The organism is Nitratireductor indicus C115, from assembly GCF_000300515.1.
GTDB classification, from domain to species: Bacteria; Pseudomonadota; Alphaproteobacteria; order Rhizobiales; family Rhizobiaceae; genus Nitratireductor; species Nitratireductor indicus.
This window is the reverse complement of record NZ_AMSI01000066.1, coordinates 1-719: the sequence shown is the minus strand read 5'-3', so window position 1 is coordinate 719 and position 719 is coordinate 1. Positions and strand designations below refer to the sequence as shown.

1 protein-coding gene and 1 pseudogene are annotated in these 719 nt (G+C 58.4%); both read left to right on the top strand.

Translation table 11 applies throughout. The features are described from left to right. Nucleotides 1–207 (top strand): annotated as a pseudogene (locus NA8A_RS25395) (TFIIB-type zinc ribbon-containing protein); the annotation flags it as partial. 21 nt (nucleotides 208–228) lie between these two features. Next, nucleotides 229–719 (top strand): DsbA family protein (locus NA8A_RS24220; RefSeq protein ID WP_009453091.1); only part of this gene is annotated, 491 nt, incomplete at its 3' end.

Genomic DNA, 719 nt, shown 5'->3' with positions numbered 1-719 from the left:
GAACTCGACAAGATAATCGAACGAAGCGCTGCGGAAGAGGTGCAATACGCCCAGAGGCAATCTGGTCGCGGACGTACGCAAGTGTCCTCACGCAATACATCAAATGACTGCCGCGAAGATCACCGCCGCGACTATCGCGACCATGATCGTCATGGCGGACACCATGGTCGAGGGCACGGTTCTTTCCTCGGCCGATTGTTCGACTGACACCCCGCCAGGAGCGGAACGATGAAAGCTGCGCGCATTGGTCGGCTAAGGTGGTTCGCCATTGCCGTGTTAACAACGGCCTCGCCGGCCTATGCCCAATCGATCGATCGCGCGGAGGTCGAGAAGATCGTCCGCGAATACATCATGCAAAACCCGGAGATCATCGAGGAAGCACTTACGGAGCTTGAGAAGCGGAACCAAGCAGATCAGGCCGAGGCCAGGTCACAAGCGATAGTAGCCGAGACTGATGCGTTGCTCCGAGCGAGCGACGATGTGATCCTAGGAAACCCGGACGGGGATGCTACGCTCGTCGAATTCTTCGACTTCAACTGCGGTTATTGCAAGCGGGCGGCACCTGACGTCAAGGCGCTTGTCGCCGAGGATCCCAAGCTGCGGATCGTCTTGAAGGATTTTCCCATTCTTGGGCCGGGCTCGGTTGAGGCCGCGAAAGTGGCTCTGTCCGTGAAGCGCGTTGCCGGCGACGCCGTTGCGCGTGATTTCCATGTCAGATT